We start from the raw sequence: 24,307 nt of genomic DNA, 5'->3' as shown, positions 1-24,307 counted from the left end.
CTGACAGATTCTTTTTCAACAAAACTAAATATTTGAGCTTTTTATGGCAGAACCTTTACTTTTTCATAAGACATTTCCCCACCCAACCAGTAAGGAATGGGTTGTTTTTGTGCATGGTGCAGGTGGCAGTTCGTCTATTTGGTTTAAACAGATAAAAGCTTATCGTCAGCACTTTAATCTGTTATTGATTGATTTAAGAGGGCACGGCAAATCTGCACAGCTCATCAAAACGTTAATGACAAGTCGCTATACATTTAAAGATGTGACGCTTGATATTTTAGCGGTATTAGATCACCAGAAGATCCAATCAGCGCATTTTGTTGGCATGTCTTTAGGCACCATCATTGTTCGAAATTTAGCTGAAATTTCGGTGGAGAGAGTACGCTCTATGGTGCTCGGTGGTGCGGTTACTCGTTTCGATACACGTTCACAATTTTTGGTTAAAGTAGGTAATTTAAGTAAGCACTTCATTCCTTATATGTGGTTATACCGTTTATTTGCTTACATTGTTATGCCTCAGGATAACCAAAAAGAGTCACGTCATCTTTTTATTCGAGAAGCGAAAAACTTGTGCCAAAAAGAGTTTAAACGTTGGTATAAACTCACTTCTGATGTAAACCCTCTAATGCGCTATTTTAAAGAAAAAGAGTTGCTAATACCGACCTTGTATCTGATGGGGGAACGAGACTACATGTTTATTAAACCGGTTAAAGATATGGTTGCTGCTCATGAGTCGAGTCAATTATTAGAGATCCCAGGTTGTGGCCATGTGTGCAATGTCGAACAACCAGAAGCCTTTAACAAACACTCCATCGACTTTATACATAAACAAATTCAAGCTAGCTACTAAGCTCTAAGCTCTAAGCTCTAAGCTCTAAGCACTAAACGTTTAAGCTTTAAGGCGAACAGTTCCACATTGCCAGCAAGCATCAAACTGTGCCTCAATTTTCTCATTGCACTGCATGCATGACGTACTTCGCACTCTATCCCTTCTTGCTGTAGTAACTGACAGACAATGTGAGCTTCAGGAGGATTATTGGCTATGAATATCTTCATTGAACATGACTCTCTGGATTGCTTTTTTGCTGGCGAACTTTATTCATTATCCATTTTGTAATGAATGGGAATAAACCAAGTAGAGCAAATGAGGCCAAAACAGAAGGTGAAACAATGCCTGACAAGCTCTCGATTTCTGCCAGTTGAGTACCAGCGTTGAGGTATACCGCAGTACCTGGCAGCATGCCAATCTGACTTGCTAAGTAATAACGACTCACTTTAATCGGGGTTAAGCCCATTAGCAGGTTGATTAAAAAGAAGGGAAATACAGGGATGAGTCGGAGAGTGAAGAGATAAAATGCGCCATCTTTTTCCACACCTTGATTAATGGTTTCTAACTTATCACCAAATTTATTTTGTACCCAATCTTTTAGTAGGAATCGGCTGCTTAAGAAAGCGAAGGTAGCGCCAATAGTACTGGCAAATGAGACCAGTAGTAGACTTGTCCAAAAACCAAATAAAGCCGCACCAAGCAGTGTAACAACAGCAGCGCCAGGAATGGAAAATGCGGTAATGACAACATATGCACCAAAATAAAGAATAGCGGCTGAAATGAAGTTATCATTAATATAAGTATCGAGAGCCTGTTGCTGAGCTTTGGCATTTTCTAACGTTAGATATTGACCAAAATTCACGCCTAAAAAAACAATGCAGCAAATTAAAATGAGTCCAAGAATCAATTTTTTATTCATAATGAGTTCCTTACATAATGAATGAATGGGTTATTTAACAGCATAGCTAATTAGACAGGGGAAAGGAGGATAAAATTTCACAAAAAAACCGCACTTAATAAAGTACGGTTTTATTTAGCATCATATTCTGCTTAATTTATGTGGCTAATTAATTCATCTCGTCGCTGTTGAGGAACGATTGACCAATGTTGGCCTTTTATTGCCCCTTCAAGAGCCCAAAGAAGCTCTAGGTTGGGATTCATCGCTTGAGACTGCTGGATCGCTTTAAATGCTTCAGCTGCGCCTTGTTGATGGAGGTCTTCGACAGATTCGATACCCGCCTTTTTCAACATACGTTCAGTGGCTAAACGTAAGTTTGGTAGATCTTTCAAACGCGTAGGTTTGGTTGTTGATTTGACTTCTTTATCTTGTCGAGCGACTTTTAGCGAATGTTGAGCTGCTGCCATGATTTTTTCTGGTGTTTGCCAGTACTCATCAGGTAGAGCAAAATATTTTGTCACAACAGGAAAGCCTTTCTTTTGGTAAGTATAAGGCTGGAGTTGTTGCTGTCGAAATGCATTCTCTGTAGCTTTGTCAGCACGTATATGTAGTTTGTTTTTAACAACCAATGCGAACATGGTGTCATCCACAAAAATGCCAAACCCACCGAACATTGAACGAGATTTGATACTACCAAGCTGTTCAAACAGTCTCATAGTGTCTTTGAGTATTGGTTTATCCATAGTGTATTATCTCGGAGTAAAATTGATTACGCCACCAAATATCAGGCCCGAGAGAGAAGCAATAAATATAAAAATACGATCGATAAAGATAAATTATCAATCAATATTTGTACTAAACATTACTATCGGCAACCCCGCTACCTATCAAAATTATTGACTAAGGCCGGTGGCTTTGCGTCCCATCCTTTCAAATGGTTTGCCCTGTACGTGACTCATTACTGTTTCTTGTGGTCAACCAAAGACTATAGAAATCAAAAGTGTGAGGTTGATCCAATAAATAATAGCACCATGTAACTTTTTTTGTATAGCGATTTATCACTTATTAGATCACAAAACTGATATCCGTATCAGTTTTGTTCAAGGGGATATGAGACTAGTTTAATCTTTTTACGGTATTTCGTTCTATTACTTCAGGATGCATTTCAAAGATGCGTTTATCGTGCTCTTTATCTTTGATTCGCTCTAACAAAATTTCGAAGGCAGTTTTACCCACGCGTCGCTTTGGTTGGTGAACCGTTGTCAAAGGTGGAGAGAAATATTCTGCCAGCTCAATGTTGTCATAACCAATGATCGAGATATCATTTGGGATGTGTAGTCCAGCTTGTTGCAGACGACTCATCAGACCCAGTGCCATGGTATCATTGAAGCAAAAAACAGCAGTAGGGCGTTTTTCCATCGCTAAAATTTTATCAGCCATCAGTACTGCTGTATCACACTCAAAGTTACCTTCAAGTAACCAGTCTTCATTAATGGCTATATTGGCTTCATCTAAAGCGCGCTTAAAGCCGTGAATACGTTCCTTACAAGCCGCTTTATCAAAATGTCCACTTAAACAAGCGATATCAGTATGACCACGATCAAGTAGGTATTTTGTCGCAAGGTAGCCACCTTCTTCTGAATTATCAATAATCTTATCGGCTTGTGAGCTATCAGGACCCCAATCCATGATTACTTTTGGGATATCAGCGTGGCGATCTAACATTTGACGCAACTCTTCAGTGAAATCTGAACACATTACTAAAATACCATCGACACGTTTTTCTGCCAGCATGCGAATATAATCACGCTGCTTTTCATAAATACCACCGGTGTTACATAAAATTAGCGTGTAACCTTGGCGGTAACAGTAGCTTTCAACGCCATCAATCACTTCTGAAAAAAACAGGTTAGTTGATTGAGTAACCAACATGCCAATCGTGCGTGTCGTATTGCATTTTAGACTGCGAGCAACAGCACTTGGTGCATAGTTAAGTTCATCAACCGCTTTGTTTACTTTTTCTTGTGTCGCTTCTGCAACAAAGCGAGTTTTGTTAATCACGTGAGAGACAGTGGTCGTTGAAACGCCAGCTAAGCGTGCAACATCTTTAATGGTAGCCATGGAATGTCCTATTGAATACTCCCCTTAGTACAAGTCATAGATGAAAAGGGCAGTAAATGATCTTTCTATTCGAAAAGGCTGCAATGTATTGTAGTGCAGCAAGGTTAATCGCTTAGATCGGGTAATAAGTAAACAGAACGGAAAAACCGAATTGTAATGTCGATTATTAATTATTACATATTTAATCGTTTGCGTTCACAATTTTAGACCGAGAGTAGCGAAGGATCAATAATTATACACTGAATATTATTTGCATACCCAGTGTATTTAATTAATTAACAATAAAATTATCATTAAGTGGTAGGTAGCAATGTAATCTATTGACTTTAAGTATGATTTTAAATCAGATCACTCGGTTAAGAATATGAGATCTAATTGATAAAAGTTGGTTAGCAACTCTGCGGCGCTGGCATAAAAACCAAATTGATCGAACTCAGAACACTTCTGTGCAAAAAGCGGTACCCAAGTTGAGAGGTGTAAATTGATGTACTCGGCTTGCAATTCTAGAGCGGCATTCATTTCATCGTCAGTTGTTAAGCTATTTGATTGAATGATTAGATGACCTAAAAAATCGAGTTCAATTGCAATGTGATCAGCGGGCTCATTAAGATCTCGATTAACCATGACATTGTGTTTAGCCAATAGTGCTTCCATCTCTTGAGCTGGTACGTCATTTAACAGCCCTTTTTTGCCTATATACATAGACGCATAGGGTAGGGCTGCATTTTTATCTGATTTTAAAAACAAATCACAAAAATCAGCGGCTAACTCTAATTGAGCATCTTCACGGGATTGCAACTTGTTTAGTGCAGAAGTAAAAGCTTCAACAGAAGGCGCTAGTTGTTCATTTTCACCTAAACCAGACAGAAAAGAGCGAATAGTTTGGCTTTGATATTGTTCGATTTGCTCTTGCGTTAACTCATGCGCAAATAAACTTGATAGCCACCAGTATATTTCAGCACGTTTTTCATTAAACGCTTTCATTTCTTGCATGATATTTCACTCCAAAATAGTTATTAAGCTATGTTACCCAAATAAGATGAATAGCAATAACTATAGTCGTGATAATAAATAATTAAATATGAAAAAAAGTTAACAGGTGGAGACATCAATCAGCAAGGATAAAAAAAATAACTTTTTGCTAGAAGTAAAAGTTACCGCTAGAATTATGACTGTTTATGAATAGATTCGCCTTATAAAATTTAATTTAAGAAGTGGTGTAAATGAGCTATCACGTACTGGTCGTAGAAGATGATCTCGTAACTCGCAGTAAGTTAGTGGGTTATTTCCAGAATGAAGGGTATATTGTTAGTGAAGCTGACAATGGCTCTGCAATGAGAGAAGTATTACAAACTAATGCTGTCGACATCATCATGCTGGATATCAATTTACCTGGAGAAGATGGTCTGATGCTGACGCGAGAACTGCGCAGTCAATCAGATGTAGGGATTATTCTTGTCACAGGTCGCACGGATAGCATAGACAAAATTGTTGGTTTAGAAATGGGCGCCGATGACTATGTCACTAAGCCTTTTGAATTGCGCGAATTGCTGGTTAGAGTCAAAAATTTATTATGGCGTATTTCTACCGCGCGCAGAACCAATGAACCAACCAAAACAGAAGACAATAGCCATATTGTTAACTTTGCTGAATGGACGTTTGATATTCAACGTAGAGCATTAAGCAAGAATGGTGAACCGGTCAAACTAACCAAAGCAGAATATGAACTGCTGGTTGCTTTATCTTCTTATCCGAATCAAGTGCTCAGCCGAGAGCGTATTTTAAATATGATCAGTCATCGCGTTGATGCGCCTAACGATCGTACTATTGATGTACTTATTCGTAGAATGCGAGCAAAGATGGAGTTTGATCCAAAGAATCCACAAATCTTTGTTACCGTACACGGTGAAGGTTACATGTTTGCTGGGGATTAACCCTGTAGATAATTAATCTTTAATCGGACAAGTAAATCAGATAAGAAAAAAGCCGAATCAGTAATATGCCTTTCAACGAGGAAGAGGCATACAATGGTTCGGCTTTTTGCTGCGTGATTAAAAATCAGTATTTACTGAAAAGGTTCCATTGCCGGTGTTTCACCAGGCAATAGCTCAACTTGTTTTGGTTCGCTATTTACCCAGTCACGAATAGATTGCCACATAGAGCCTAAGGTTTCGTGCCAATAGATTTCAGTTTGCTCTAAATAGCGAGACTTTGGTGCATATTTATCCCATGGCTGATTAATCTTAGTTTGTGCCAAAAAGTTGGTTGGCGCCGGTAAGGGGTGCATGCCAGCTGAATTAAACTCATACATTGCTCGTTTCATATGGCTTGCTGAAGTCACGAGAATCATTTCCTTATCTTGAATGAAAGCCGCGGCTTGACGAGCTTCTTCCCAAGTATCTTTTGCTGTCTCTAATAAAATGATATCCGGCTTAGGTACACCAAGTGCAAGTGCCACTCTTGCCATCATGCGTGCGTGACTCATTTCGGAACCACCACTGTAACCAGAGAGAATAAGTTTAGAGCCAGGGTATATACGCATGATACGAATACCTTCAGTCAAGCGCATTAAAGCAGCTCGACTCAGCTCCGATGTTGGCGGAATTTGATCATCAACAACATGACCATTACCAAGCACCATAATATAGTCGATGGATTGATCGACCGGTAAGAAAGCGGTGTACTCTCGCTCTAAAGGCATCAGTAGACGAGAGGAGACTGGCTGGAAAGAAACCAGATAAATGCCACACAGAGAAAATAGGATAATGAGACATCCCGTCTTTCTGCGTAGGGTAAACATAATTAGCATTAATCCCAAAAAAGCGAGGATTAGCATTGCAGGAAGCGGCATCAATAAGGATGACACGACTTTTTTCAGCTCAAACATAGATAAATAGCCCGAAAAAACACCACTTGATAATAAAAAGGGGCACACCCTCTTTATTCCTGCTAAACCTGTGACAGAATAGCAGCACGATTTAATATGATAACCTAACCTGCCGTGACTGAAGACCGAAATTTCGACGATATTGCCCACAAATTTGCAAGAAATATTTACGGGTCCGATAAAGGCGCTATACGCCAGACCATAGTATGGGAAGATTTAGAGTGTGCATTAGCCTCTTTATCAGACATAACACCGCCACTGCATGTACTCGATGCGGGTGGGGGACTTGCACAAGTGTCGCAAAAAATAGCACAACTCGGACATCAAATCACACTATGTGATCTATCTTCTGAAATGCTGCAACTGGCTAAACAAGAGATCACCAATAACGATCTACTTGAGCAGTATCAATTCATTCATTCCGCGGTTCAAGAAATTGAATCCCATTTAAATGAACCCGTCGATATGGTTCTTTTTCATGCTGTGATGGAGTGGCTTGTCGACCCTAAGACCGCATTAGAGATCGTCTTAAAACAAGTAAAAGCAGGTGGGGTAGCCTCCATCATGTTTTATAACCATCACGGTTTGGTACTAAAAAATGTTATTTGTGGCAATATTCCTCATGTATTAGATGGCATGCCACACCGAAAACGATTTAAACTACAGCCACAAAAAGGCTTGAAGCCAGAAGAGGTCTATCAATGGATCGAAGACGCTGGTTTTGAGATCTGTGGTAAATCAGGTATCCGCTCATTTAGTGACTACATAGGTAATATGGAGTACATGGGCGACTATCAAACCGAAGATGTAATTGCGCTGGAAAGGCAACTATGCCGCACAGAGCCTTACCTCTCGCTAGGACGTTACATTCATGTTTGGGCGAAGAAAGTCAAATAAAATGGCAGTAGACAACATGTGTGTATTAAAGAGTCAGAACAACAGGAATAACCATGAGTGATATAACTCAAACTGCGCAAGAGCAGCCAATTGATGAGTTGGTCGGCTGGGTCAAGCAGCATGATTTCTCACTGAACTTATCTTCAGAGCGATTAGCCTTTTTAATATCGATCGCCGTGCTGAGTAATGAGAGATTTGATGAAGAGTTAGGAGAAGGTGAACTGCATGATGCATTTACCATCGTTACTCGACTGTTTGAAGCAACGGGGGAAGCCTCTTCTTTCCGTGCTAACAATGCTATTAACGAACTGGTTAAGCAGAAATTAATTAGTCGTTTTACCAGCGAAATCACCGATGGAGCAAGCATCTATCGTTTGTCGCCACTTGCGATTGGAATTACCGATTACTATTTACGTCATCGTCAATTCTCTAAGCTAAGACTTTCAATTCAGCTATCCATGGTGGCAGATGAAATGGCGAAGGCAATTGAGTCGGCACAAAAAGGTGGTACGCCAGGTCATTGGCAAAAAAATGTGTATGGTGTTCTTAAATATTCAGTTGGTGAGATTTTCGATCAAATCGATTTAAACCAACGTGTAATGGATGAACAGCAGCAGTCAGTTAAGCTACAAATTGCTGAGCTTTTAAATAAAGATTGGCGAGAAGCGATTAATAACTGTGAATCATTACTGTCAGAGACATCAGATACATTAAAAGAACTGCAAGATACCCTGCAAGCGGCAGGAGATGAACTTCAGACTCAAATTTTAGATATACAAGAAATTATCTATGGTGATGCTGAATTGGAGTTTGTTGGCGAAGCACTCTTTTCTTTACAGATGAAGCTAGACCGAATCACAAGTTGGGGTCAACAAGCGATTGATTTATGGATTGGTTATGATCGCCATGTGCATAAGTTTATTCGTACCGCAATTGATATGGATAAAAACCGCGCCTTTAGTCAACGTTTACGCCAATCAGTGACCGATTACTTCGATATGCCATGGTTCTTAGTCCATGCTGAAGCTGAGCGTTTAAGCGACTTACGCGATGAAGCGCTGGTTTTACGTGATGATGAAGTGATGGGGCAGGTTCCTGTCGCAGTTGAATATGAAGAGTTCCAGCAAGTGAATGATGAGCTTTCAGGGCGCATTGCTGACATGTTAAGAATTCATAAAGAGCAAGGAACGCCAATAGATTTAGGGTTGGTTTTACGAGATTATCTAACGACTCACCCTCGCACACACCATTTTGATTTAGCACGTATCGTGGTCGATCAAGCCGTTCGTCTTGGCTACTCAGAGTCGGACTACCAAGCCATTCAACCAGATTGGCAATCGATTAATGATTTTGGCGCAAAGGTACAAGCAAATGTCATCAACAAATACTGACGATTACATGCCAGAAAACCTGGTAAAAGCAATATCTAACCCTCTTTTCCCTGCGTTAGATAGTATGCTACGAGCGGGCAAGCATATTTCAAGTGAAGACTTAGATAATCATGCTTTGTTAAATGATTTTGAAATGGAGTTAGCACACTTCTATCAACGTTATAATACCGAGCTAGTGAAAGCACCAGAAGGCTTTTTCTATTTACGCCCACGCTCAACATCATTAATTTCTCGAAGTGTTCTTTCGGAATTAGAAATGCTGGTAGGTAAGGTATTGTGTTTCTTATACCTAAGCCCAGAGCGATTAGCTCATGAAGGTATCTTTAGTAACCAAGAGCTTTTTGAAGAGTTACTGACGCTTGCTGATGAAAATAAGCTGATGAAGTTGGTGACAAACCGCGCATCAGGTTCAGACCTAGATAAAGAAAAACTGTTTGATAAGGTTCGTACCGCTCTGCGTCGTTTACGTCGTATTGGTATGATCATCTCTATTGGTGAAACGGGCAAATTCCGTATTAGTGAAGCCGTTTTCCGTTTCGGTGCTGACGTAAGAGTGGGTGATGATATGCGAGATGCGCAATTACGCTTAATTCGTGATGGTGAAGCCGTGATTGTACACAGCCCAGAGCCGAATCAAGGCAGTTTATTAGATGAGGAGTCAGACAGTGATCTCCACAGCAGTACAGAAACAGAATTAGAAGGTGAAGTATGATTGAAAGAGGCAAATATCAATCACTAACTATGATCAACTGGAACGGTTTTTTTGCACGTACCTTTGATATTGATAGCTTAGTGACCACTCTTTCTGGTGGTAACGGTGCAGGTAAATCAACCACAATGGCAGCGTTCATTACTGCTTTGATTCCTGACCAAAGTTTACTTCACTTTAGAAACACAACAGAAGCGGGTAGCTCGCAGTCATCACGAGATAAAGGGCTATACGGTAAGTTACAACCTGGTGCCTGTTATGCCGCACTTGATGTTGTTAACTCGCGTAACCAGCGTTTATTGTTTGTCGTTAAGCTTCAGCAAGTGGCTGGACGCGATAAAAAAGTGGATATTAAACCGTTTCTGATTCAAGGCTTACCAAGTAATGTGAAGCCAACGGATATCTTAGTTGAAACGGTATCAGATAGTCACGCTCGCGTACGTCAGCAAAATGAAATTAAAGAGTCGGTTGCTCAAATTGAAGGGGCGCAATACAAAGCCTTTACTTCGATTGTTGAGTACCACAGCCAAATGTTTGAATACGGCGTGGTACCTAAGAAACTGCGCAATAGCTCTGATCGTTCGAAGTTCTACCGTCTGATTGAAGCATCACTTTATGGTGGTATTTCTAGTGCGATAACGCGCTCTCTACGTGATTACCTACTACCGCAAAATGGTGGTGTTAAGAAAGCTTTCCAAGATATGGAATCGGCACTACGTGAAAACCGTTTGACACTAGATGCGATCAAAGTAACGCAAACCGATCGTGATCTGTTCAAGCACCTAATTACAGAATCAACCAATTATGTTGCTGCTGATTACATGCGTCATGCTAATGATCGTCGTATCAAGTTAGAGCAGACGATGGCATTGCGTGGTGAACTTTTTGGTTCACGCGCAACCTTGATTGAACAAAACAACCTGCTTAACCGTGTTCAAGAGGAGTTAGAGCTGCTCTCTGAACAGGAATCAGGACTTGAACAAGATCATCAAGCCGCCTCTGATCATCTTCAATTGGTTCAAAATGCACTGCGCCAACAAGAAAAAATTGCTCGCTACCAAGAAGATCTTGAAGAACTAAGCGAACGCCTTGAAGAGCAGATGATGGTGGTTGAAGAAGCGCAAGAACGCGTACTTCAAACTGAAGAGCAAGCATCGGTTTCTGAAGAAGAAGTCGACAGCCTAAAAACGCAACTGGCTGACTACCAACAAGCATTGGATGTTCAACAAACGCGTGCACTGCAATATCAGCAAGCGGTTCAAGCACTGACGAAAGCGCAGCAATTGATTGAAGATGATTCAATCACACCAGAAAACGCGCAAACCTTGCTTGCAACGCTCAAAGCCGATGAAGATGATAAGACGACTCAATTATTGGCATTGAAGCATAAATTAGATATGTCTTCTGCAGCGGCGCAGCAATTTGAGCAAGCTTTTGCGCTTGTTAAGCGTGTTGTTGGTCAAGTTGAGCGTAATGATGCTGCGGCGAGTGCTAAAGCGATCATTGAGCAAGCGAGAAACGCTGATAATACCGCTCAAAATGAACAGCAATGGCGTGCTCAACATAGAGACTTAGAACGTAGTCGTAGCCAGCAGAATCAAGCTCAGAAACTCGTTAACGATTATCAACTCGCGCATCAAATCGTGTTAAGTGATGAGTTAGTGCTGGAAGAAGAGCGTGAACGTCATACATTACAAGTGGACTCTTTAGAGTTTTCACAAGAAGAGTTGCGTGAACAGCGTGGCGAACTGCGTCACCTTGAGCAAGAAAGCCAGGCGACGATTAAAAAATACCAAGCGTTAGCACCAGCATGGCTAGTGGCGAATGAACGTTTGGAAGTATTGCGCGATCAAAGTGGTGCAGAATTAGAGAGTAGCCAAGCGGTTATGACTCAAATGCAGCAGGTACTTGAAAGTGAAAAAAATGATTCAATCAAGAAAGAGCAATTGGCTCAGCGTCGTCAACAACTAGAGCAAGAAATTGAATACCTAGCGTCTCCAGGTGGTTCTAATGATCCTCGCTTAAAAGGCTTAGCTGATACGCTTGGCGGTGTATTATTATCTGAAATCTATGATGATATTACGCTTTCTGATGCACCATACTTCAGTGCTATGTACGGTCCAGCTCGTCACGCGATTGTTGTTTCTGATCTCGATGGCATCAAAGAAAAGCTGGTGGATTTAGATGATTGCCCAGAAGACCTTTATATTCTTGAAGGGGATATCGATGCGTTTGATGACAGCTCATTTAATGCCGAAGAGCTAGAAGGCGCGGTTTGCGTTCAACTTAATGACCGTCAAATGCGTTATTCTCGCTTCCCAGAGATCCCACTATTTGGTCGTGCAGCACGTGAGCAGCGTTTAGAAGCGCTACGTGAAGAGCGTGATGAAGTGGTTGAGAAGCATGCGAAAGTGGCTTTTGATTCACAGAAACTTCAACGTCTATATCAAGCGTTTAATGATTTTGTCGCTCAGCATCTACAGGTTGCTTTTAACGCTGATCCAGAAAAAACAATTGCAACGGCTCGCGAGCAGCTAAATGGTGCGATTCGTCAGCGAACGGACTTAGAAACAAAAGAGCAACAGCAGCGCAGCCAACTGAATGTGAGCAAGCAAGCGCTATCGGCTTTAGATAAATTGGCACCAATGATCCGCTTTATTGAAGATGAATCATTGCAGGCGCGTCTCGATGAAGTTGAGCAAAAGCTGGCACAATTAAGTGAGGCGAAAGCTTTCCTAGCGAGCCATGGTAAAACCGTTAAAGAATTAGAACGTGTTGCGAATGTTTTAGATACCGATCCAGAGCAGTTTGACTCGCTTAAATCAACGTATCAACAAGCCGATCAAGCGTTACAAACATTAAAAACTCAAATGTTTGCACTGGCTGATTTGGCTGAGCGTCGTCACTACTTTGCTTACCAAGACTCTGAAGAGCTACTCAATAAAAGCAGTGAACTTAGCGAACAGCTTAAAGCGAAGTTAGTTCAAGCCGAACAAGCTCGAACGATCAGTCGTGAAGGGCTTAAGCAAGCTCAAGGTCAGATGAACCAATACAATCAAGTACTGGCTTCACTAAAGAGTTCACATCAAGCTAAGCTAGAAACGGTACAAGAATTTAAGCAAGAACTGCAAGAATTTGGTATTACACCTGATGAAGGTGCTGCTGATCGCGCGTTAAATCGTCGTAATGAGCTTCAAGAGCGTCTGCAGGTTTCACGTACTCGCAAGAGTGAGTATGAGCGCACGATCACCTCGACAGAGCTTGAAATGAAAGCACTGGCAAAGCGTTTGAAGAAGGTACTGAAAGAGTACGCTGAACTACGTACTGTTGTTGTTAACGCGAAAGCTGGTTGGTGCTCAGTATTACGTTTAGCACGTGAGAATGATGTTGAGCGTCGCTTACACCGCCGTGAACTTGCCTACCTATCGGCAAGTGAATTACGCTCAATGTCAGATAAATCATTGGGCGCACTACGTCTAGCGGTTGCCGACAATCATGACTTACGTGATGCGTTACGTTTATCGGAAGATAATGCACATCCAGAGCGTAAAGTTCTCTTTTACATTGCGGTTTACCAGCATCTACGTGAGCGTATTCGTCAAGATATTATTCATACTGATGATCCTGTTGAAGCAATTGAAGAGATGGAAGTTGAACTGGCTCGTTTAACAGAAGAGCTAACTCAGCGTGAGAATCGACTGGCTATCAGCTCTGAATCGGTTGCGAGTATTATTCAGAAAACCATTCAGCGTGAGCAAAACCGTATCCGAATGCTGAACCAAGGTTTGTCTAATATCTACTTTGGTCAAGTGAAAGGGGTACGCTTAAACGTTAAGATCCGTGAAAGTCATGAGATCCTGCTTTCTGGCTTGGCAACACAGCAAGAGCAGCACAAAGACCTGTTTGAAACGACACGCTTTACCTTCTCAGAGGCGATGGCGAAGTTGTTCCAACGTGTTAACCCACATATTGATATGGGTCAGCGCTCACCACAGATCTTAGGTGAAGAGTTACTGGATTACCGTAACTACTTAGAGCTTTCTGTGGAAGTTAACCGTGGCTCTGATGGTTGGTTGCAAGCGGAATCTGGTGCGCTATCAACGGGTGAGGCGATTGGTACTGGTCAGTCAATTCTGTTGATGGTGGTGCAGAGCTGGGAAGAAGAGTCGCGTCGTTTACGTAGCAAAGATATTATTCCTTGTCGTTTATTGTTCCTTGATGAAGCGGCACGTTTAGATACAAAGTCCATCAATACACTGTTTGAGTTGTGTGATCGCTTAGGTATGCAGTTATTAATTGCTGCACCAGAAAACATCAGCCCAGAGAAGGGGACAACGTACAAATTGGTACGTAAGGTGTTTAAAGATCATGAGCATGTTCATGTTGTTGGTTTGCGAGGTTTTGGTAATGAGCCTAAGCAACCCTCTGAAGTACAAGCATTGGTTGAGTCGTTGTAATTAACACTTAACATCTATTGGCGACACACATAAAAAACCTCACTGCAAAGTGAGGTTTTTATTTATCTAAATTTCAAAAAAGATGCTGTAAATCATAGCGCAACTTGGTAATGAAATGTCGAGATAAAATGTGTTCGATGTAACGAACATAAATAGGCATGGATGCCTATTTCTAAGCGTACAGGGACGTCTTGAGCGGTTCGTGGAATCGAATTCATTTCATCGCATAACAAGCTAAATGGTAACGCTAAACGGTTTCACTCGCACCAAACTGCTTGGCTGCATAAGCCACACGCTCTGCAGGTTTAGGGTAATCAGCAGGCATGCCTAACCCTTCAATATGCTGCAACCTTGGTAGTAAACCACAGCCATTGGCAATTTGAATCGCTAAGCCAGGGCGAGCATTCAGCTCTAGTACCATTGGACCTTCCTCTTGGTCAAGCACCATATCCGTACCCATGTAACCCAGACCTGTCATTTCCCAAGCGCTAGAAGCAAGCGTTAAGAGCTTTTCCCAGTGTGGTACTTGAAGCTGCATTAAATCTTTACCAGTATCAGGGTGAACATCAACCGGTTGATCAAATTGCACGGCTCGAACCGCTTTACCAGTTGCGATATCAATACCAACCCCAACAGCCCCTTGGTGAAGGTTCGCTTTACCATCTGAAGCAGACGTTGATAGTCTCATCATCGCCATCACAGGGTAGCCCTTAAAGACGATGATACGCACATCAGGCACACCTTCATAACTAAAGCCTTCAAAGCAGCTATCAAACTTAATCAAGTTCTCAACAACAGCCACATCATTTTTGCCACCAAGAGAGAAAAGTCCCGCGAGCGCATTACTAATATGACGTTCAACATCTTCACGATTAATCGTAGAACCTGAAGGCTTAGTATAAACACCATCTTTATGTTCAGTAATGACGAGAATGCCTTTACCACCACTTCCTTGAGCAGGCTTGATAACAAAACCAGGCCATTGCTCAACCATTTTATGGATGCGTTTAACCTCGGCTTGGCTACTAATCACCCCAATCAATTTTGGCACAGTTGCACCAGCTTGCTCGGCAATGATTTTCGTTTTTAACTTATCATCAACCAAAGGATACTTTGAACGATCATTATAGCGACCAATATAGCTATGGTTACGCTGGTTCATGCCCATGATGCCTTTGTCACGTAGCTTAAACGGTGAGGTAAATTGCTTAAACATAGCTTAATCCTCTGCTAGTGGTTTAAAGCGACGAAGCTCAGTTAGACGATAGCCAGTGTAGTTACCCAGTAGCAAAATCGTCGCTAATACTAACAATTGTAAGCCGATAAAGTTAAAGGTTAGGTGTTGAATGTATGGGTTGGTCATTGCAAGATAAACCAGAACCGCAGTAAATAGAGAGCCACCACCTTGCATCAGTACTTCTTTAGGACCTTCTTCTTCCCAAAGAATTGACATACGTTCAATGGTCCAAGAAAGGATGATCATTGGGAAGAAAGTAATGGAAAGTCCTTCTGTTAAGCCAATCTTAAAGGCAACAACAGTAAAGACAGAAATGATCAATATTACGGTAATAATAACTGCCGAAATCCTAGCAACTAACAATAAGTTCAGTTTGGATAAATAGCTACGAATGATTAAACCCGTACCGACAATCAGCAAGAAGCCAACAATACCTGTCACCAATTGAGTTTGAACAAACGCAACCGCAATCAACACCGGCATGAAAGTACCTGATGTTTTTAGGCCAATAATGACGCGTAGGAAAACAACAATTAAAGCACCAATAGGAATAAGCATGATGGTTTTAAACATCGCTTGTTCTTCTAAAGGTAGGCTATGAATAGATAGATTCAGTAGGGCATCCGCTTCAACTTTACTGTTGGTCGCCTCTTTTGGTGAAACATCTTGTAAGATCATTGAGAAGTGAACGGCGCTGTTTTTACCGCCAACCACATCTAATAATGAAACGTTTGACTCATCCCAGATAAGAATGTTTGGATTGACCAATTGTGTGCCAGTTTCAGCAGAAAAAAGGACCCATCGTTCGCCATCCCAAACCTGTAGCATATGCTGAATGCTTTGACGGCGACGACCATCTTCAAGCTCAATAACGCCCACTTGTTTGTTATAAACTTGAGCATAATTAAGCAGCGCATGCGTTGCAGAGACTTTGGACAGGTTATTGAGTAATAAAGCGGCGTTTTGGTTCTCTGAGCTATTAATCGTCTTGATCAACTCACGAGTGAAAGTAATGTTATCAGCCGAAACTTGCATGGCTTGATCGATCAAGGCAACAGCAGCGGCTTCTTCTGGTCCATCAAAGATAGGTTTTTTAATATCACCTTCTGGTTTTTGCTCATCGACCTTAGCCTGAGGGTCAACCAGAAATTGAGTTTTGTAGTAGATAGTTTGCGGACCAGATGCTTGGCGGATTGACCATTCAGCACGACGACCAGCATCAGTATTTAAATAAGAAACACCGTAACCTGGTGATGACGCTGATTCACTTGTTAATGTAAAGCCTGGTTGTGTATGTGGCGCAGCAAGCGAGACCTTAACCGCGTCGCCTAGTGCGTTGAGTTCAACACGAGCTTCAATATCCCAAACTTGTTTTGTTTCGCCTGGTGTCCAAGGAACACCGTAGTTTTCATGGCGAAGCATACTCAGCGCGATGCCTGCTGCAATTAACAGTACAATAGAGATGTAAAAAGGAATTCTTGACGTCATAACTTCGCTTACCCTAGTCTTTATTTTCCGTATGTATAAACTCTTGGCTCACATCTACTAAAGCGATGTCTTTAATAAATTCACGTCCAAGTAATATAGAGTGGCTCATTTGTGAGCGATCTGCCAATGTAAACTGAGTTTTTTCATGTATTTGTCCAACTTTAACGCGTAAATCGACAACAATGCGTCTTTCTACTGTTCCGGCTGTTGGTTGGCGAATTTTCACATAGCGAGAGACGGGTGCTTCAATCCATTTGCTGTCAGTCTGAGCGTCAGACGTGCCGCTTAGATGAAACCTAACCCATTGCTTACCATTACGCTCAAATTCCTCAATATCGACCGCATTTAAAGATGATAAAGCACTGCCCGTATCAATTCTGGCTTTAAATGTTTGCTTGACGGAATCTATTTCAATGGTCTCAACAGAACCAAGAATGATCGTTTCAGAAGGCGTGTGAAGCGGCTCATTGTTAGCTTCAGTCGTGATAGGTTCAGGCTCAAGGGCAACGTCAATGTCATCATCATTATTAGGTGGAGACAAAGCAATGATAGTGTCGTTTAGGTCATTGTTCATATCGATAATTTCATTTTCTAAACTTTCGATATAATCGGTTTGGTTACTAAGTTGTAACTCTAAATTATACATTCGATTGGCAATGCTGGATTCAGAGTTCTGGATAGCTTGTAAAGTGTCTTGGTGATATTTTTCACCGCTAGTAAGCGTACATCCTGAAAGTAAGCCAACCACCAAAATAGGTGTAAAACGCTTGTACATGAATAACCTTTAAAAAATAAGACCAATCTTAATATTTGAGTAAGTCACTGGATAGATTGGCAATCGCAACGATGGGGGGAGTTTAGCGTATAAAAAAGGATGCGTGAAGCATCCTTATGTTAACAGTGAGCAATAGTGCAACAATTACGTCAGACTTATGTCAATTATGCTTTATTTGCGATTAATATCGCACGACGAGGGGCAGGGTGTCCTTCTATCGTTTTAGTAGAATCATTTGGATCTAAGTAATCTGGCAGAGAATTATGCGTCATCCATTGCGTTGAACGTTGCTCTCCAACTGATGTTACGCATTCATCAACAATTCGAACGTTGACAAAACCAGTTTGCTCTAGCCATCTTTTCAGTGCTTTTGCCGATGGGAAAAAGTAAACATTGCGCATTTGAGCATAGCGATCCATTGGCACTAAAACGGTATTTTCATCACCTTCAATAACCAGTGTTTCCAGCACTAATTCACCACCCGAAACGAGTTGGTTTTTCAACTGAATCAGATGATCAAGCGGTGAGCGGCGATGGTAAAGAACACCCATGCTAAAGACGGTATCAAAGGCTTCTAATTTTGGTAGTTGTTCGATCCCTAAAGGCAAAAGATGCGCACGCTGATCGTCAGCCATCAATTTACGAATCGCTTCAAATTGAATTAAAAACAGGTGTGAAGGATCGATACCCACACACAAACGCGCTTCTTCACCTAGCATGCGCCACATGTGGTAACCATTACCACAGCCAACATCGAGAACCGAACGATTCTTTAGCGGTGTGATATGAGGTAAAAGGCGATCCCATTTCCAGTCAGAGCGCCATTCAGTATCAATATGAATGTCATGAACAGTAAAAGGACCTTTACGCCAAGGGTGAAACGTTTTTAATAGACTTTCTAGTTTTTTGCGCTCGCCATCGACCATTGGTGCTGATGAATCGATCGTTACTGATTGCTTTAATTCAATATTACTTGGCAGGTCAGAGGGTATTTTATTTAAAGCTCTAACCCAACGGTCAAAGTCACCATGGTCGGCATTACCCCAATCGGTTAATTGTTGTGGCAAGGTATTTAACCAAGGCTGTAGGCGAGTATCTTGAGCAATAAGTTGATAGAAGTTAGCAAAGTTGAACATGTAACCGTGTTCCTAGTAATGTGCCTATCGTACTGTTAAAAAACAACAATAGGCTATATTGAAAATAGATGAACCATACCAATACGCTCAATAAGCAAGTAAACAAAAGCGCTTGGTTATAACGAATTATTTTATCGCAAACATTGATCCGAAGTTGAAGCATTGAAACCACACTTCATAGCTTGAAAAGCCAATCTGTTTAAAGCGTTCTTTATGATCTTCAATCGTGTCTGGGCGCATTACGTTTTCAATCGCATTGCGTTTTTGGCTCACTTCTAACTCACTGTAGCCATTGGCACGTTTAAAGTCATGGTGCAGATCGATCAATAGCTCATTAGACGTATTATCATCAAAAATATACTTCTCAGAGAGGATCAAGATCCCACCTGGTCGAAGCCCAGCATAAATTTTCTCTAATAAAGCTAAGCGATCTTCTGGTGATAAAAACTGCAGAGTAAAATTCAATACCACGACAGAGGCGTTATTGATGTCGGTGGCGCGAATGTCGTCTTCAATGACATGAACAGGAGTATCAGAACGGTAAGCACTGATATTAAGTTTACAGCGCTCAACCATGGCTGCAGAATTATCAATCGCAAAGATCTGACAACCTTCTTGCTGAATATGACGACGCATCGAGAGAGTGGCAGCACCTAAAGAACAACCTAAGTCATAAACATGGCTATGAGGCTTAACAAAGCGTTCAGCAAGCATACCGATCGCCGAAATGATATTGCTGTAGCCTGGGACTGAGCGTTGAATCATATCTGGAAAAACTTCTGCTACACGTTCGTCGAAGGTGAAATCACCAATCTTATCGATAGGAGCGGAAAAGATAGTGTCTTTATTGCTCATAATGCTCTCTCATGGTATCTAGTTAGGAAATGAAAGAATTTTTCATGACCATTAAAAAGGGTGGCGTATTTTATGAAAAATGCCACGAAATGTCATTAATTAACCGTAAGCTTTTTGCTGACAGCTGGTGTTTTACGATATAATTTATGGCAATTCTTCGCCTTTTGATGATTATTTGTCCTCTCGCTGGTTTAAAAAACAGCAAGCTCATATAAAACACGATAAATAGCATCCTCTATGGTCGATTTTACGTTGCTTTCAGCGTATAAATAGCAGTATTCGGTCAATTTTTCGGTTTTTCTATTTTAGTCAAATCATATGAAAACTGACGCCAACACGTACATAGCCTAGAAAAGAGAGTGAGAGCGCTCTTTTTTTTGGTAGGTATTAGACAATAACTAAAGAGATTGGGAAATTCATTATGCGTACCCATTACTGTGGTAACCTGGACAAAACCCTTGCTGGACAAACGGTAGAACTATGCGGCTGGGTTAACCGCCGTCGTGATTTAGGTGGTCTTATCTTCATCGACATGCGAGATCGCGAAGGTATCGTTCAGGTGGTTGTAGACCCAGATATGAAAGATATCTTCGAGGTTGCAAGCCAACTACGTAATGAATTCTGTATTAAGTTTACAGGTGAAGTACGTCTACGTCCTGATAGCCAAATCAATAAAGATATGAAAACGGGCGAAGTTGAGCTGCTTGCAACAGGGCTTGAAATCATCAACCGTTCAGAAGCACTGCCACTGGATTTCAACCAAACGAACTCAGAAGAGCAACGTCTGAAGTACCGTTACATTGATTTACGTCGTCTTGAAATGAGTGATCGTATCAAGCTTCGTGCACGTGCTTCAAGCTACGTACGTCGTTTCCTAGATGAGAACTTATTCTTAGATATCGAAACACCAGTACTAACAAAAGCAACGCCAGAAGGTGCTCGTGATTACCTTGTACCAAGTCGTGTACACAAAGGTAGCTTCTACGCGCTGCCACAATCACCTCAGCTATTTAAGCAACTGCTGATGATGTCTGGTTTTGATCGTTACTACCAAATCGTTAAATGTTTCCGTGATGAAGATTTACGTGCCGATCGTCAACCTGAATTTACTCAAATTGATATCGAAACTTCTTTCCTTTCTGCGGATCAAGTTCGTGAAATTACCGAGCGTTTAGTTCACGGTATGTGGAAAGAGCTACTGAATATCGATTTAGGCGCATTCCCAGTAATGCCATTCTCTGAAGCAATTCGTCGTTTCGGTTCAGATAAGCCAGATCTACGTAACCCACTTGAGCTTGTGGATGTTGCTGATCTTGTTAAAGATGTTGAATTCCAAGTATTTGCCGGTCCAGCTAACGACGAAAAAGGTCGTGTAGCCGTTATTCGTGTACCAGGCGGTGCTAAACTGTCACGTAAGCAAATTGACGAGTACGGCAAGTTTGTTGGTATCTACGGTGCGAAAGGTCTAGCTTGGATGAAAGTGAATGATCGCGCTGCAGGCTTTGAAGGTGTTCAATCTCCTGTTGCTAAATTCTTAAATGAAGAGATCGTAACAGGCATTCTAGAGCGTACTGAAGCTGAAACGGGTGATATCATCCTATTTGGTGCTGATAAAGCGGGTATTGTTGCAGAAGCAATGGGCGCACTACGTATCAAGCTTGGTGAAGACCTAGAGTTAACCGATACAAATGCTTGGGCACCACTTTGGGTTGTTGATTTCCCAATGTTCGAAGAAGACGATGAAGGTAACCTGCATGCAATGCACCACCCATTCACTTCGCCACTAGGTGTAACGGCTGAAGAGCTAAAAGCAAACCCATCAGCTGCAAATTCAAATGCATACGATATGGTTATTAACGGCTACGAAGTTGGTGGCGGTTCTGTACGTATTCACAACGCTGAAATGCAAAGTGCGGTATTTGATATCCTAGGTATCGAAGCGCAAGAGCAGCAAGAGAAGTTCGGCTTCCTACTTGATGCACTTAAGTACGGTACTCCACCACATGCTGGTCTAGCATTTGGTCTAGATCGTCTTGCAATGCTACTGTGTGGAACAGACAACATTCGTGATGTTATTGCTTTCCCGAAAACAACAGCAGCAGCATGTCTACTAACTAACGCACCAAGCGCTGCAAACCCAGCATCGCTTGAAGAGCTTTCTGTTGCCGTTAAACTGGCTGACAAAAAAGACGCTTAATTCGCTTCATTTTAGCGAATGACATCAATGCCCGTATAATGCGGGCATTTTTTATATCTATCGGAATTACTTATGTCCATAATTCTAGGGATTGATCCTGGTTCTCGTATTACAGGCTATGGCGTTATCCGTCAAAATGGTCGTCATCTTCAATATCTTGGTAGCGGCTGTATTCGCATGTCTGAAAAAGAGCTACCTGGACGACTAAAACAAATCTATGCAGGCGTTAGCGAAATTATTACTCAGTTTCAACCGGATGTATTTGCTATCGAGCAAGTCTTTATGTCCAAAAATGCCGACTCAGCACTCAAACTTGGTCAAGCAAGAGGAAGCGCGATTGTCGCTGCAGTGAATGCTGATTTACCTGTTTATGAATATGCCGCACGACTTATTAAGCAAGCGGTGACTGGCAGTGGCGGGGCAGATAAAACTCAAGTGCAGCATATGGTAATGAACATGTTAAAGCTGCCAGCGAAACCACAAGCGGATGCAGCGGATGCCTTAGGCGTGGCGATTTGTCATGCGAATACCAATAAAACCCTCATTGCGATGGCAGGCAAAGCGACAGGCGCGAGAAGAGGGCGCTATCGATAGATTTGCCATTCTTTACTGGCTATCCATCCAGTTATTTATTATTATCGCTTCATTCTACTTTATTCCCAAGGATACCTTATTGTGATCGGACGTCTTCGTGGCACTCTTATTGAAAAACAACCCCCTGAATTATTGATAGAAGTTGGTGGTATTGGCTATGAAGTTCAAATGCCAATGAGTTGTTTTTATGAGCTACCTCAGATTGGGGATGAAGCGATTATTTATACCCATTTTGTTGTCCGTGAGGATGCACAATTATTGTATGGCTTCAATACCGTTAAAGAGCGTGCTTTATTCCGAGAAGTAATCAAAGCCAACGGGGTAGGTCCTAAACTTGGATTAGCAATTCTATCGGGAATGAGTGCTAGCCAGTTTGTTGCCAGTGTTGAGCGTGAAGATGTTTCAACCTTAATTAAATTACCAGGCGTGGGTAGGAAAACCGCTGAACGCCTCGTGGTTGAAATGAAAGATAGGCTTAAAGGTTGGGGAGCGGGGGATTTATTTACGCCTGCCACTGACGCAGCCCCAATGGACAGTGTCTCTGCCCCTAAAGCAGAAGATGAAGCGGTTAGCGCATTAATTGCTTTAGGTTATAAGCCTACCCAAGCATCGAAAATCGTATCACAAGTGATAAAACCGGATATGAGTAGCGAAGCTGTGATTAAAGAAGCTTTACGAGCGATGGTATAGCGTTACCATGAGTCTGATTAAATTAGGAACGCCATTATGATTGAAGCTGATCGCCTCATTGCTCCAGATAACCCAGTATTTAAAGATGAAGACGTTATCGATCGCGCCATTCGCCCGAAGAAGCTAGCCGATTACCGTGGTCAAGATCATGTTCGAGATCAGATGGAGATCTTCATCAAAGCGGCACAAATGCGTGGTGAGGCGCTGGATCATTTATTGATCTTTGGTCCTCCAGGTTTAGGTAAAACGACACTAGCGAATATTGTTGCCAATGAGATGGAAGTGAATATACGCACCACTTCAGGTCCTGTGTTAGAAAAAGCCGGTGATCTTGCAGCCTTACTGACAAACTTAGAAGAAAACGATATTTTATTTATCGATGAAATCCACCGCTTGAGCCCTAACGTAGAAGAAGTGCTTTATCCAGCGATGGAAGATTATCAGCTAGATATCATGATCGGTGAAGGTCCTGCTGCACGCTCTATTAAAATCGATTTACCGCCATTTACCTTAATTGGTGCTACAACACGAGCTGGGTCGTTAACCTCACCGCTACGCGACCGTTTTGGTATTGTACAGCGCTTAGAGTTTTATAATGTTGATGATTTGCAGCATATCGTTCAACGTAGTGCTGATTGCTTAAATCTATCAATGGAGTCTGGCGGCGCTTTAGAAGTGGCACGTCGAGCCCGCGGTACGCCTCGTATTGCGAACCGTTTATTGCGTCGTGTTCGAGATTACGCGGAAGTGAAAAGTGATGGTCATATTTCACCAGATATCGCCGATAGTGCGTTAGATATGCTGGATGTCGATGCGCGCGGTTTTGATTACATGGATAGAAAACTGCTACTGGCGATTATTGAAAAATTTGCTGGTGGTCCGGTTGGTCTCGATAATGTCGCTGCAGCGATTGGAGAAGAAAAAGAGACCATAGAAGATGTTTTAGAGCCTTACCTTATTCAGCAAGGGTACTTACAGCGTACCCCGAGAGGAAGGATCGCAACGGATAGAGCGTATTTGCACTTTGGTATAGATAAACCGGAGTAACAAAACGATTAGACAGTCGCTAACTTATGTAAAGATAATATAAATTTATACAGCCGATACAAGTAACTACTTCTAGTTATACCAATTCCATTAATTACT

General features: G+C 41.7%; 21 protein-coding genes and 1 riboswitch. Of the genes, 10 read left to right on the top strand and 11 right to left on the bottom strand.

The window, feature by feature from the left end:
• The first annotated feature begins 43 nt into the window (after positions 1–43).
• Positions 44–850, top strand: coding sequence for an alpha/beta hydrolase (locus BCU68_RS05250; RefSeq protein ID WP_102563745.1), 807 nt, complete (start codon positions 44–46; stop codon positions 848–850).
• A gap of 17 nt (positions 851–867) precedes the next feature.
• On the opposite strand, the gene BCU68_RS17025 is transcribed toward BCU68_RS05250, so the two are convergent.
• The 5 genes from BCU68_RS17025 to torD all read right to left on the bottom strand — a co-directional run bounded on the left by BCU68_RS17025 (position 868) and on the right by torD (position 4,841).
• Positions 868–1,056: a hypothetical protein gene (locus BCU68_RS17025; protein ID WP_198591689.1), complete on the bottom strand. Its 189-nt coding sequence runs from the start codon at positions 1,054–1,056 to the stop codon at positions 868–870.
• Positions 1,053–1,748, bottom strand: coding sequence for a TVP38/TMEM64 family protein (locus BCU68_RS05245; protein WP_102563744.1), 696 nt, complete (start codon positions 1,746–1,748; stop codon positions 1,053–1,055). Before BCU68_RS05245 ends, BCU68_RS17025 begins: the two co-directional genes overlap by 4 nt.
• Before the next feature lie 131 nt (positions 1,749–1,879).
• A complete protein-coding gene (locus BCU68_RS05240; RefSeq protein ID WP_102563743.1) occupies positions 1,880–2,470 on the bottom strand; it encodes a TfoX/Sxy family DNA transformation protein in 591 nt (196 codons plus the stop codon).
• 124 nt (positions 2,471–2,594) lie between these two features.
• A riboswitch (cyclic di-GMP riboswitch) is annotated at positions 2,595–2,681 on the bottom strand.
• 162 nt (positions 2,682–2,843) lie between these two features.
• A complete protein-coding gene (purR, locus tag BCU68_RS05235) occupies positions 2,844–3,848 on the bottom strand; it encodes an HTH-type transcriptional repressor PurR (protein ID WP_102563742.1) in 1,005 nt (334 codons plus the stop codon).
• Positions 3,849–4,196: 348 nt separating this feature from the next.
• A complete protein-coding gene (gene torD, locus BCU68_RS05230; RefSeq protein ID WP_102563741.1) occupies positions 4,197–4,841 on the bottom strand; it encodes a molecular chaperone TorD in 645 nt (214 codons plus the stop codon).
• Positions 4,842–5,071: 230 nt separating this feature from the next.
• On the opposite strand from torD, the gene torR reads away from it, so the two are divergent.
• Positions 5,072–5,782, top strand: a complete 711-nt coding sequence (gene torR, locus BCU68_RS05225) for a two-component system response regulator TorR (RefSeq protein WP_102563740.1) — start codon at positions 5,072–5,074, stop codon at positions 5,780–5,782.
• A 131-nt stretch (positions 5,783–5,913) separates the two neighbouring features.
• On the opposite strand, the gene elyC is transcribed toward torR, so the two are convergent.
• Positions 5,914–6,735, bottom strand: coding sequence for an envelope biogenesis factor ElyC (gene elyC / locus BCU68_RS05220; RefSeq protein ID WP_102563823.1), 822 nt, complete (start codon positions 6,733–6,735; stop codon positions 5,914–5,916).
• Positions 6,736–6,849: 114 nt separating this feature from the next.
• Between elyC and cmoM the strand changes: the two genes are divergently transcribed.
• From cmoM to mukB, 4 genes are read left to right on the top strand one after another with little or no spacing between them, the layout of a single operon-like run.
• A complete protein-coding gene (cmoM, locus tag BCU68_RS05215; RefSeq protein WP_102563739.1) occupies positions 6,850–7,632 on the top strand; it encodes a tRNA uridine 5-oxyacetic acid(34) methyltransferase CmoM in 783 nt (260 codons plus the stop codon).
• A 53-nt stretch (positions 7,633–7,685) separates the two neighbouring features.
• Positions 7,686–9,023, top strand: a complete 1,338-nt coding sequence (mukF, locus tag BCU68_RS05210) for a chromosome partition protein MukF (RefSeq protein ID WP_102563738.1) — start codon at positions 7,686–7,688, stop codon at positions 9,021–9,023.
• A complete protein-coding gene (gene mukE / locus BCU68_RS05205; RefSeq protein WP_198591685.1) occupies positions 9,004–9,735 on the top strand; it encodes a chromosome partition protein MukE in 732 nt (243 codons plus the stop codon). The genes mukF and mukE overlap by 20 nt, the downstream gene beginning before the upstream one ends.
• Positions 9,732–14,189, top strand: coding sequence for a chromosome partition protein MukB (gene mukB, locus BCU68_RS05200; RefSeq protein WP_102563737.1), 4,458 nt, complete (start codon positions 9,732–9,734; stop codon positions 14,187–14,189). Before mukE ends, mukB begins: the two co-directional genes overlap by 4 nt.
• A gap of 247 nt (positions 14,190–14,436) precedes the next feature.
• Here mukB and BCU68_RS05195 read toward each other — a convergent pair whose 3' ends face one another.
• The 5 genes from BCU68_RS05195 to cmoA all read right to left on the bottom strand — a co-directional run bounded on the left by BCU68_RS05195 (position 14,437) and on the right by cmoA (position 19,680).
• Complete coding sequence (locus tag BCU68_RS05195; RefSeq protein ID WP_102563736.1) at positions 14,437–15,405, bottom strand: alpha-L-glutamate ligase-like protein; 969 nt, start codon at positions 15,403–15,405, stop codon at positions 14,437–14,439.
• Positions 15,406–15,408: 3 nt separating this feature from the next.
• A complete protein-coding gene (locus BCU68_RS05190; protein ID WP_102563735.1) occupies positions 15,409–16,914 on the bottom strand; it encodes an inactive transglutaminase family protein in 1,506 nt (501 codons plus the stop codon).
• Between the two features lie 13 nt (positions 16,915–16,927).
• Positions 16,928–17,689 carry an ATP-dependent zinc protease gene (locus tag BCU68_RS05185; RefSeq protein ID WP_102563734.1) on the bottom strand — a complete coding sequence of 254 codons (762 nt, stop codon included), beginning with the start codon at positions 17,687–17,689 and terminating at the stop codon, positions 16,928–16,930.
• A gap of 164 nt (positions 17,690–17,853) precedes the next feature.
• Positions 17,854–18,825 carry a tRNA 5-methoxyuridine(34)/uridine 5-oxyacetic acid(34) synthase CmoB gene (gene cmoB / locus BCU68_RS05180; RefSeq protein ID WP_102563733.1) on the bottom strand — a complete coding sequence of 324 codons (972 nt, stop codon included), beginning with the start codon at positions 18,823–18,825 and terminating at the stop codon, positions 17,854–17,856.
• Between the two features lie 126 nt (positions 18,826–18,951).
• Complete coding sequence (cmoA, locus tag BCU68_RS05175) at positions 18,952–19,680, bottom strand: carboxy-S-adenosyl-L-methionine synthase CmoA (RefSeq protein WP_102563732.1); 729 nt, start codon at positions 19,678–19,680, stop codon at positions 18,952–18,954.
• Positions 19,681–20,101: 421 nt separating this feature from the next.
• Between cmoA and aspS the strand changes: the two genes are divergently transcribed.
• The 4 genes from aspS (at position 20,102) to ruvB (ending at position 24,208) form a co-directional block, all read left to right on the top strand.
• Positions 20,102–21,877: an aspartate--tRNA ligase gene (gene aspS, locus BCU68_RS05170; protein ID WP_102563731.1), complete on the top strand. Its 1,776-nt coding sequence runs from the start codon at positions 20,102–20,104 to the stop codon at positions 21,875–21,877.
• Between the two features lie 72 nt (positions 21,878–21,949).
• Positions 21,950–22,471 carry a crossover junction endodeoxyribonuclease RuvC gene (ruvC, locus tag BCU68_RS05165; protein WP_102563730.1) on the top strand — a complete coding sequence of 174 codons (522 nt, stop codon included), beginning with the start codon at positions 21,950–21,952 and terminating at the stop codon, positions 22,469–22,471.
• Positions 22,472–22,552: 81 nt separating this feature from the next.
• On the top strand, positions 22,553–23,161 hold the full coding sequence (ruvA, locus tag BCU68_RS05160; protein WP_102563729.1) for a Holliday junction branch migration protein RuvA: 609 nt from the start codon (positions 22,553–22,555) through the stop codon (positions 23,159–23,161).
• Between the two features lie 36 nt (positions 23,162–23,197).
• Complete coding sequence (gene ruvB / locus BCU68_RS05155; protein ID WP_102563728.1) at positions 23,198–24,208, top strand: Holliday junction branch migration DNA helicase RuvB; 1,011 nt, start codon at positions 23,198–23,200, stop codon at positions 24,206–24,208.
• Positions 24,209–24,307 lie beyond the last annotated feature (99 nt).

Source organism: Vibrio sp. 10N.286.49.B3, assembly GCF_002873395.1.
GTDB lineage: Bacteria > Pseudomonadota > Gammaproteobacteria > Enterobacterales > Vibrionaceae > Vibrio.
The sequence above is the reverse complement of the archived record's forward strand: the minus strand, read 5'-3'. Positions and strand labels throughout refer to the sequence as shown.

What these genes read in the sequence shown, in the direction of transcription:
- BCU68_RS05250 (WP_102563745.1), top strand. Translation starts at nt 44, where the DNA reads ATGGCAGAACCTTTACTTTTTCATAAGACATTTCCCCACCCAACCAGT.
- BCU68_RS17025 (WP_198591689.1), bottom strand. Translation starts at nt 1,056, where the DNA reads ATGAAGATATTCATAGCCAATAATCCTCCTGAAGCTCACATTGTCTGT.
- BCU68_RS05245 (WP_102563744.1), bottom strand. Translation starts at nt 1,748, where the DNA reads ATGAATAAAAAATTGATTCTTGGACTCATTTTAATTTGCTGCATTGTT.
- BCU68_RS05240 (WP_102563743.1), bottom strand. Translation starts at nt 2,470, where the DNA reads ATGGATAAACCAATACTCAAAGACACTATGAGACTGTTTGAACAGCTT.
- purR (WP_102563742.1), bottom strand. Translation starts at nt 3,848, where the DNA reads ATGGCTACCATTAAAGATGTTGCACGCTTAGCTGGCGTTTCAACGACC.
- torD (WP_102563741.1), bottom strand. Translation starts at nt 4,841, where the DNA reads ATGCAAGAAATGAAAGCGTTTAATGAAAAACGTGCTGAAATATACTGG.
- torR (WP_102563740.1), top strand. Translation starts at nt 5,072, where the DNA reads ATGAGCTATCACGTACTGGTCGTAGAAGATGATCTCGTAACTCGCAGT.
- elyC (WP_102563823.1), bottom strand. Translation starts at nt 6,735, where the DNA reads ATGTTTGAGCTGAAAAAAGTCGTGTCATCCTTATTGATGCCGCTTCCT.
- mukF (WP_102563738.1), top strand. Translation starts at nt 7,686, where the DNA reads ATGAGTGATATAACTCAAACTGCGCAAGAGCAGCCAATTGATGAGTTG.
- mukE (WP_198591685.1), top strand. Translation starts at nt 9,004, where the DNA reads ATGTCATCAACAAATACTGACGATTACATGCCAGAAAACCTGGTAAAA.
- mukB (WP_102563737.1), top strand. Translation starts at nt 9,732, where the DNA reads ATGATTGAAAGAGGCAAATATCAATCACTAACTATGATCAACTGGAAC.
- BCU68_RS05195 (WP_102563736.1), bottom strand. Translation starts at nt 15,405, where the DNA reads ATGTTTAAGCAATTTACCTCACCGTTTAAGCTACGTGACAAAGGCATC.
- BCU68_RS05190 (WP_102563735.1), bottom strand. Translation starts at nt 16,914, where the DNA reads ATGACGTCAAGAATTCCTTTTTACATCTCTATTGTACTGTTAATTGCA.
- BCU68_RS05185 (WP_102563734.1), bottom strand. Translation starts at nt 17,689, where the DNA reads ATGTACAAGCGTTTTACACCTATTTTGGTGGTTGGCTTACTTTCAGGA.
- cmoB (WP_102563733.1), bottom strand. Translation starts at nt 18,825, where the DNA reads ATGTTCAACTTTGCTAACTTCTATCAACTTATTGCTCAAGATACTCGC.
- cmoA (WP_102563732.1), bottom strand. Translation starts at nt 19,680, where the DNA reads ATGAGCAATAAAGACACTATCTTTTCCGCTCCTATCGATAAGATTGGT.
- aspS (WP_102563731.1), top strand. Translation starts at nt 20,102, where the DNA reads ATGCGTACCCATTACTGTGGTAACCTGGACAAAACCCTTGCTGGACAA.
- ruvC (WP_102563730.1), top strand. Translation starts at nt 21,950, where the DNA reads ATGTCCATAATTCTAGGGATTGATCCTGGTTCTCGTATTACAGGCTAT.
- ruvB (WP_102563728.1), top strand. Translation starts at nt 23,198, where the DNA reads ATGATTGAAGCTGATCGCCTCATTGCTCCAGATAACCCAGTATTTAAA.